This is a genomic window from Synechococcus sp. BA-120 BA3, assembly GCF_034931285.1.
Lineage (GTDB): Bacteria > Cyanobacteriota > Cyanobacteriia > PCC-6307 > Cyanobiaceae > Cyanobium.
On sequence record NZ_JAYGHZ010000309.1, the window covers coordinates 1 to 8,228 of the forward strand.

Below are 8,228 nucleotides of genomic sequence, written 5' to 3' on the forward strand. Positions count from 1 at the left end.
AACTGGGCGTGGCGGCCGAGGACCTCGGCGAGCTGGCGGTGGCGTTGCCGGGCGGCCGCGCCCGACGCTCGCTGCTGGGCGGGGTGGAGCTGCTCGATGAGACCTACAACGCCTCTCCGGAGGCGGTGCTGGCGGCCCTGGAGCTGCTGGGGGCCCCAGGCGAAGCCTGTGAAGGCCGCCGCTATGCGGTGCTGGGCACGATGCTCGAGCTGGGGGACCGCAGCCTGGAGCTGCATCGCCAGGTGGCAGGCCGGGCCCGGGCCCTGGGGATCGACGGGCTGGTGATCGTGGCCGCCGAGGCGGAAGCCCAGGCGATGCTCGCCGCCGCCGCTGGATTGCCGCGGCTGGCACGGGCGGCCACGCCCGAGGAGGCCGCCGCCGTGCTGCTCGACTGGCCCGAGCCGGGGGATCGGGTGCTGCTCAAGGCCAGCCGTGGCGTGGCCCTGGAGCGGGCGATTCCCCCGCTGGAGGCGGGCCTCGGCGCAGCAGCCTGAAACCAGCCGCTTGGAGCACCCCGCTTGATCCGGGTTGCCGCCCCCAGCAGGATGGGGCCGCCGCCGACCGTCTACCGATGGTGAAACCCGTGTTCGTGACCACCACCTTCACGATCGAGGGCTACGACATCACCGCCTACCGGGGCCTGGTGCGGGGCATCGTGGTGCGCTCCCCCACGCTGGTGCAGGGCTTTCTGGGTGGGCTCAAGCAGATCGTCGGCGGCCGGATCGGGGCCTACACCGAGATGTGCGAGCAGGCCAGGGAGCAGGCCTACGAGCAGATGATCCAGCACGCCCGGGCCCTGGGGGCGAACGCCATCGTCGGCGCCCGCTACGACGGCTCCGAGGTGCAGGGCGGCAGCGCCGCCGCCACCGAAGTGCTCTGCTACGGCACCGCCGTGGTGGTGGAGCCCCGGCCGAGCAGCAGCGGCAGCAGCGCGTAGAGGAGCAGCAGGGCCACGTAAGAATTTCCAGCGATCGGATCCCGCTCCCTGCCAATCTGTGCTGGCTTGCGGTGCAGGAGCAGAACGCTCACGGTGAACTCCGCCAGCAGCGTCATCGTTTGCCTAGAGGAAACGCCTTCCCGAGCTCAAGCCGGCTAAAGCACGTGCCGTCTTTGCGCGGGTTCCACGCGGCCATGCGCAAGTGCGTGCGCCATGTGTAGCAAGACTGGGCTCGGGCTGCCGTTCGGAAAGTCCAGAAAGTAGCCATGGCCCGTGGGCGGATCACACTGGTTGTTGAAGTTGTCGCAATCAACTGCGTAGACATTGTTCGGCACGGCGTCCATGCGCTGCGGGCCGGTCATGCCGAGTCGACGGGACACCACTCGGTTCTTTAGGTTTACGACTTTACTAGCCGGCATCGCCAGGTCATCCGCTGCGTAATACACCACGACATTGCGAGAGGCTTGCGGGATGTACCTGCCTTCTTGATCGTTCTCCAGTGTCTCGTTCACCACGTCAGGTGCGGCCATGAAGATATTTCTGAAGATCAGTGGCATAGCGCCACCCCCGAGCTCTTCCACCCATTTGCGCAGGGCGTTGCGCAGCACCCTGTTTCCCATGGAATGTGCAAGCAAGTTGATGCGCCGCATACAAGGGCTGCGGTGTTGCAGCGCCGCTTCCGCGACTTCGCTTCGGCGCCACTGGTCGAAGAAACCCATCATCCGTGCAAAGGAAGTCCCGCTTTGGTCTGCCGCACTCTGATCATCCCAGTAGTCATCCGCAATGGCCAAGATCGAGTCGTCGTCACAAGGCCAAATCAATGGCACTACATAGGGTGGATTATCGTTGCAGGCCTCTTCAAGCAGGGCCTGAAGACGAATGGCGGTTGGGAAAATATCCTTTTCCGGTGTGTTATTGAAGCCATGGATGAACAGCAGAATGTCCGCCTTGGGATTGGCCAGATCCCTTAATCTCTGAAAGAAGACGTCGTGCATAATCTCGACATATTGGCCATCAGCCTTGCGCTCGCAAAAGTAGAGAAACTGTGACACCGCAGTGTTGTCGAGATCGAAGCTGATACTCCTGTTGCTCCCGCTTCTCGGGCCCTGCTCTGGGGTTCTATTGGTCACAAACAACATTGTTCACCATCCGACGGGGCAAATGACCGGTAGATTCTCGTCGCGACTGTAGGCCCTGAAGTGATAAAGCGCGTTGCTCACGAAATATTGCTTAAGCAAAGACAAGATCGACGACTTCTGGTTGACACGCAGAGCATCGTTAACTGTTGGAAGCTTCCCTGAATCACTGCGGACTCCGTCCTCTGTCCGTGAACCATCGCGAACCCATGCGATGACCAGTCGCTGAACCATTGTGGTGCAGGCTTTTTGGCGGACTGCCAACCAAGTCTCGTCATTGTTGACGGATCGACGATGAAACTGTTCAGCAAGGTGCAAAGAGATTCTACTTGTTCTATCTCGTACGGTCTGTTCATCCAACAGACAATGGCTTTCATGAAGTCGCCCAACGCTGCTGATCACCTGGCCGCAGGGCGCTTAGGAGGTAGACAGAAACTTGCTGGTGGCGGCTCAGGCGCAAGGCGGTGCTAGAGAGTGGCAGGGGTGTCAGGTTCAAGAAGTGCTAACAACCGCGCAGTTACCATCGCCATTACATCTGAGGAAACCCACTCGATGAACTTCACTTTCCTCGATCGCCAGTCAAGGCTCTTCAGCTGATCCGACAGAACAACTCCACTGACGGCATAGCCATCAGGGAGCAACACCTCGAATGGATAGCCCTTTATCTTGGACGTTACAGGACAAAGCAGAGCTAGACCGACTTTCCTGTTATAAGTCTTTGGAGATAGAACAAGTGCTGGTCTCCTTCCAGCCTGTTCACTTCCGGCTTGTGGTGTGAACTCCAGCCACACCAGATCACCACGATCGGGCACGTAGGACGACATCAGAAGGCTTCGGCCCCTACGGCATCCCCCGTATCTATGGAGGCGTGCATGTTCTCGGGCGTGACCCCCGCAAGAAGATCGGCAAGCCTGAGCCGGCTCGGAACGGCGGGTCTCAGCACCAGTTCACCATCCTTTGCGGTGAGGCTGACCTCAGTACCAGCCCCCAGGCCAACCTCCTCAGCCAAGCCGCGTGGAATCCTCACGCCCAGGCTGTTACCCCATTTCTGAACTTTCGTCTGCATTCTCAGCCAGCGGCTATACGATGACTATACCACGTCTTGACTCGGCATCCATTGCCCCATCTCTCTAACGCTAATTGGAAGGTTTCCGTGAACAGCGGAAGCTCTCCCGCTCCTTCCCGTGAACCACCTCCAGGCAAGGTTTGCAATCGTTGCCAGCACCGCCGCTTTTCGGCAGATGGATTCATTGTGATCAGTGGTTGTCGGACCCGCTAACCGTTTGCAGCGGCTGCTACTGATGAACCGCTGGGCTGAGGACGGCCCTTGGTCGTCGCTTGAGTCTGTGGCCTTGGATCCGTATGGCCATGAGATCCGTAGGCCCCATGAGGTGCTGACCGGTAGGGATGTCCTGCCCAGGGGTCACCCGGTAGGTCGCGAGCGCAGGGCGGAAGGCGTGGCAACGTGCCGCCTGGATGCGGCCGGTGCGTTCCACGGCTCGCCTAACGGCCTGTGGGACCAGACCAGAATCCGGGTGGTGGCGGTCCTTCGGCCTGAGCGCACACCCGCCCCTTCACCCCTCCTCCACCAGCCGCCACGGCAGCACCTGGCCGGCATGGAAGGGCACCAGGGTGCTGGCGGTGCCGTCGGCGGCGTTGCCGTGCAGGCGCGGCGGCACCGTGTGGGGCTCCCGCACCAGGGTGATGTGGCCGTCGTTCAGGGGCAGCCCATAGAAGGTGGGCCCATGCACGCTTGCGAAGGCCTCCAGGCGATCCAGGACCCCCTCCTGCTCGAACACCGCCGCGTAGCTCTCCAGGGCGAAGGGGGCGTTGTAGATCCCCGCACAGCCGCAGGCGCTTTCCTTGGCCGAGCGGGGATGGGGGGCCGAATCGGTGCCCAGGAAGAAGCAGGGCTCCCCCGAGGTGGCCGCCTCACGCAGGGCCAGTCGGTGCCGTTCCCGCTTGGCCACCGGCAGACAGTAGAAGTCCGGCCGCAGGCCACCCTGGAACATGGCGTTGCGGTTGATGTGCAGGTGGTGGGGGGTGATGGTGGCGGCCAGGTTGGCCCCCCCCTGGCGCACGAAAGCAACGGACTCGGCCGTGGTGATGTGCTCCAGCACCACCTTCAGGCCCGGATGGCGCACCAGCAGCGGCGCCAGGTGGCGCTCGATGAACACCGCCTCGCGATCGAAGATGTCGATCTCGGCGTCGGTCACCTCGCCATGGATGAGCAGGGGCATGCCGATCCGCTCCATCGTCGCCAGCACCGCCTCGATCCGGGCCAGGTCGGTGACGCCGGCGGCGGAATTGGTGGTGGCGTTGGCGGGGTAGAGCTTGCAGGCGGTGAACACCCCCTCCGCGTGGCCGCGCGCGATCTCGGCCGGATCGATCGTGTCGGTGAGGTAGGCGGTGAGCAGCGGCTTGAAGCGGCTGCCGTCCGGCAGGGCCGCCCGGATCCGGGCGCCGTAGGCCGCGGCCGCCGCCACCGTGGTGATCGGCGGGCTGAGGTTGGGCATCACGATCGCCCGCTCGAAACTGCGGGCCGTGGCCGGGGCCACCATCTGGAGCAGGGCGCCGTCGCGCAGGTGCACATGCCAGTCGTCGGGACGGCGCAGCCGCAGGCGCTGGGGCGGGGCGTTCGGGTCCATGCCAGACATGCCGATCACCCGAACAGAGTCCACTGGCTGTTCACTCGGACCACGTGGCGGTGCAACCGTTCAACCCTAGGCATCACCCTTCAGCCGGCCCGGTTCAGCGCTGCGGCCGTCCCAGCAGAAACACCACCGCCATGGCCAGATAGCCCAGGGCCCAGGGAGTGCCGCTGCCCCAGCCCGGATCCAGCACGGTGTCGGCCAGGGTGAAACTCCAGGCGTGGATCAGCCCCAGCCAGGAGGCGACCGCCGCCACCAGGGCACAGAGGGCCGCGGCCCGGAACCGCTGCTCGATCACATACACCAGCATCCCGGCCAGCAGCAACGCCGCCAGGATCTGGCCCTGCTCGAGGGCGAAGGCCCCGGCGGCCCACACGTCCGCCTGCTGCAGCGGCAGCAGCAGCTGGGGACCGAAGGGGTTGGCCGGGGTGCCGCTGCCGCCGGCCCGCAGCCCCGCCTTCAGCATCAGGGACCCCCAGCCGGCCAGGCCGGGCAGCAGCCCCAGGGCCACGGCGGGGGCATGGGCCGGCGGCGTGGCCTGGAAGGCCTGGGCCGCCATCACCAGGGCGATGTAGAGCACGATCGCCATGCCGGCTTCGATCGGCACCAGCTGGCCCACCACGCCGAACAGCCCCAGCAGGCAGCCCAGGCCCATCACCAGGCCGTTCAGCCAGGAGTAGCCGATGCGGGCCCCCATGCCCTTCCAGCCCGGGTGGCCGATGTAGATGGTGGTGGGGAAGCAGGAGCCCAGCACGGCGGCGGCCACCGTGCCGATGCCGTTGATCAGCAGGGAGCTCTTCACCGGATAGGCGTCGCCGGCCGCCTCGGCGCTCTCCAGGTTCTGCAGGGAGCCCAGCAGGTTGAACAGACCCATGGGCACCGTCACCCCCAGCCAGGGCAGCAGCTCGCCGCGACCCTCCCAGAGGGCGCCGAGGCGGGGCAGGGGCAGGTGCAGACCCACCTGGGCCAGGTTGGCCTGCCAGGTGGGGCCGTCCAGCCGCAGCAGGCCCGTGGCCGCGGCCAGGACGATGCCCACGAGCACCGCCAGCACCCCACCAGGCAGGGGCAGCCGGGCCTGGCCGAAGTAGGCCAGCAGGATCACCGCCAGCACCGCCAGCCCCACCACCGGGACGGCATAGGTGCGCAGCAGGAACCCCAGCCCGATGTAGCCGAGGGCGATGCCGGCCAGGGTGGAGAGCAGGGCCGCCCGGGGCAGCCAACGGCGCAGGGGGGCCACCAGGAAGGCGCCGCCCGCCTCGATCAGGCCTGACCCCAGGCAGGCCAGCAGGCCGGCGCGCCAGGAGAGCAGGGAGGCGGCCTGGGGGTCCAGGCCCTGGCCGGTGGCCGCCAGCTTCACCGGCAGCATCACCAGGAACACGTAGGCGAACAGGCTGACCGTGTTGATGCCGTAGGGCAGGGCCGTGCGGTCGTCACGGCCCTCGCGCCGCCCCAGGCGATGGGCCTGGACGGCGTAGGCCAGGTTGCCCACCACCAGGCTGATGCCGGTGGCCGGCAGGATCGTGCCGAAGATCAGGCCATCCGGATAGCCGAGCACTCCCCGGCAGAGGGCCACGATCAGCAGGATCTGGATCAGGTTGTCGAGGCCGAGCCCCAGGAAGCCGTCCAGGTCGCCGCGCACCCACCAGCGTGGTGCAACCGGAACGGACGGGTCGCGCAGCATCGTCAGAGCGACCTCAGACCCTGGAGAGCATGGGCTGGAACGTTCATGCCCCCATCAGACGTCGTTCTTGTTGAAGGTGTGGACCAATTCAGGCCGCACGGTTTCGGAGAATACAGATGTGAAAACATCCTCGGAGATCCCGGCAAGGATCGGGGCCAACTTTCGATAGAGGTACTTGGCATCAGCGGTAAGGGTGGGATAGCGGATGAAGGTCACAGGAACGTCGCATGCAGCAAGGTTCAACATCAACTCGTAAATCTGAAGACACAAGGACTGCTCCTGGGCACCAGGCTTAAGCGACGAGGTCCTGGTGAGGCCTCCTGCATAGCGATTGAACCTGGCGTTGCGCTTGAACAGACTCTTGATTCGATTCTTGAACGAGAGATTCTGCTCATTGATCCGCACAACCATGCGACGGCTTTCCGCTGCTGCCTGCAGATCGCGGATGGGAATGAAGACGTGATCCAACTGGATGCGATCATCGGCCAGAACTTTAGCTATGAAATTTGAGATTCCAGGAGACTTCACGATGTAAGGCGCTGCAGGATCAAAAATACTTTTCTCCAAGCCTGCTCGGGCAATGGGGTCCCAGCTTGGGTAGACAAAGCCCTTGTCAAGAACGTCGGCCTGGGATTGAAGCATGCCTGGGCGGAGCGGTTGAGAGGAACTTGTTTCTTTGATATTCTCCACATCCCAGCCGGTGTCCAACCGAAGCCTCGTCAGCAGTTCGACCAGAAAGGTCGTGCCACTTCTCCCGGTTCCTGTGATGACAACATGATGGCGCATGGGCCGCGATGAACATAAGTGACTTAAATCTAACACATACTTGCTAGATCTCAGCGCCTGCATAGGACAACCGCTGAGATCTAGAAGCTCTCGAGTCCCATCCCTTTCCAGAGGGTCGTAGAGCATTCAAAATGGGCTCAGGAAGATCGGCTTCAGGACTTGAAGTGCGAGCAATCCCGCCTCAATCCATCGTTTCTGAGTCGAGGACAACCGCTCTTTTCCGCATGGATCGCCTCCTCCCCGGATCAGGCGGATCACACGGGCGGCCCGCCGGCATCCGGTCCGGGAACAGCACCCCATCGAGGTGGTCGCACTCGTGCTGCACCACCCGGGCATGGAAGCCCACCACCTCCCGCTCGAACACCTGTCCGTCGGCGTCGAAGCCCCGATAGCGCAGGCGGCGCCAGCGCGGCACCCGGGCCCGCCAGCCGGGCACACTCAGGCAGCCCTCCCAGGCGTCGTCGTCCCGGTCGTCGCCGAGGGGCGTGAGCACGGGATTGATCAGCACCGTTTCCGGGATCGGGGGCGCCTCCGGGTAGCGGGGGTTGCGGGTGATGCCGAAGATCACCACCCGCAGGGGCACCCCGATCTGGGGGGCGGCGAGACCGGCGCCCGCGTTGGCGGCCATGGTGTCGCGCAGGTCGTCGAGCAGGGCCGCCAGGGCGGGGTCGTCGAAGCGTTCCACCGGCGCACTCACCTGCCGCAGCCGCGGATCTCCGATGGTCAGCACGTCACGGACGGCCATGGGCGCCTCAGGATCGGTCCCACTGTGCCGCCTTGCGGCCGCCCCGTCCGTACCATCCGCAGATGATGCTGCGATCGGCGGATCCATGGCCGTGAGCTCCCTGCGGGTGGCCGTGCTCTGCTGCGACGGCCTCGTCCAGCGCCATCTGGTGCGGCGGGCGTCCGAGGACTTCACCCTGGTGGGCGTGGTGCTGCAGGTGTCGCCGCCGGCGAGCCGCAGCTGGCCGGCCCGGCTGGCGAAGTACCGCCGCCCCCTGCGGCTGCTGCGCCAGCTGATCGCCCGGGTGCTGCTG

General features: G+C 64.9%; 11 protein-coding genes. 3 read left to right on the forward strand and 8 right to left on the reverse strand.

From position 1 onward, the window contains the following. Positions 1-494, forward strand: a 494-nt coding sequence (locus VB737_RS12770; RefSeq protein ID WP_500313477.1) for a glutamate ligase domain-containing protein, incomplete at its 5' end; no start/stop codon positions are given. A 77-nt stretch (positions 495-571) separates the two neighbouring features. Continuing rightward, positions 572-937 (forward strand): YbjQ family protein, encoded by a 366-nt coding sequence (locus VB737_RS12775; RefSeq protein ID WP_500313479.1) that lies wholly within the window; start codon positions 572-574, stop codon positions 935-937. Here VB737_RS12775 and VB737_RS12780 read toward each other — a convergent pair. From VB737_RS12780 to def, 8 genes are all read right to left on the reverse strand, one after another. Next, positions 880-1,029, reverse strand: coding sequence for a hypothetical protein (locus VB737_RS12780; RefSeq protein WP_500313481.1), 150 nt, complete (start codon positions 1,027-1,029; stop codon positions 880-882). The two genes, VB737_RS12775 and VB737_RS12780, sit on opposite strands and share 58 nt — an antisense overlap. Positions 1,030-1,092: 63 nt before the next feature. Then, positions 1,093-1,989, reverse strand: a complete 897-nt coding sequence (locus VB737_RS12785; RefSeq protein ID WP_500313483.1) for an alpha/beta hydrolase — start codon at positions 1,987-1,989, stop codon at positions 1,093-1,095. Positions 1,990-2,540: 551 nt separating this feature from the next. Further along, positions 2,541-2,897, reverse strand: coding sequence for an endoribonuclease MazF (mazF, locus tag VB737_RS12790; protein ID WP_500313485.1), 357 nt, complete (start codon positions 2,895-2,897; stop codon positions 2,541-2,543). Next, a complete protein-coding gene (locus VB737_RS12795; RefSeq protein WP_500313486.1) occupies positions 2,897-3,139 on the reverse strand; it encodes an AbrB/MazE/SpoVT family DNA-binding domain-containing protein in 243 nt (80 codons plus the stop codon). The genes mazF and VB737_RS12795 overlap by 1 nt, the downstream gene beginning before the upstream one ends. Positions 3,140-3,647: 508 nt before the next feature. Continuing rightward, complete coding sequence (gene pyrC / locus VB737_RS12800) at positions 3,648-4,721, reverse strand: dihydroorotase (RefSeq protein WP_500313488.1); 1,074 nt, start codon at positions 4,719-4,721, stop codon at positions 3,648-3,650. A gap of 103 nt (positions 4,722-4,824) precedes the next feature. Continuing rightward, on the reverse strand, positions 4,825-6,405 hold the full coding sequence (locus VB737_RS12805; RefSeq protein ID WP_500313490.1) for an NCS2 family permease: 1,581 nt from the start codon (positions 6,403-6,405) through the stop codon (positions 4,825-4,827). Between the two features lie 54 nt (positions 6,406-6,459). Continuing rightward, positions 6,460-7,191 carry a hypothetical protein gene (locus VB737_RS12810; RefSeq protein ID WP_500313492.1) on the reverse strand — a complete coding sequence of 244 codons (732 nt, stop codon included), beginning with the start codon at positions 7,189-7,191 and terminating at the stop codon, positions 6,460-6,462. 181 nt (positions 7,192-7,372) lie between these two features. Next, positions 7,373-7,936, reverse strand: a complete 564-nt coding sequence (gene def, locus VB737_RS12815) for a peptide deformylase (protein WP_500313493.1) — start codon at positions 7,934-7,936, stop codon at positions 7,373-7,375. An 85-nt stretch (positions 7,937-8,021) separates the two neighbouring features. Between def and VB737_RS12820 the strand changes: the two genes are divergently transcribed. Next, positions 8,022-8,228, forward strand: a 207-nt coding sequence (locus VB737_RS12820) for a hypothetical protein (protein WP_500313495.1), incomplete at its 3' end; no start/stop codon positions are given.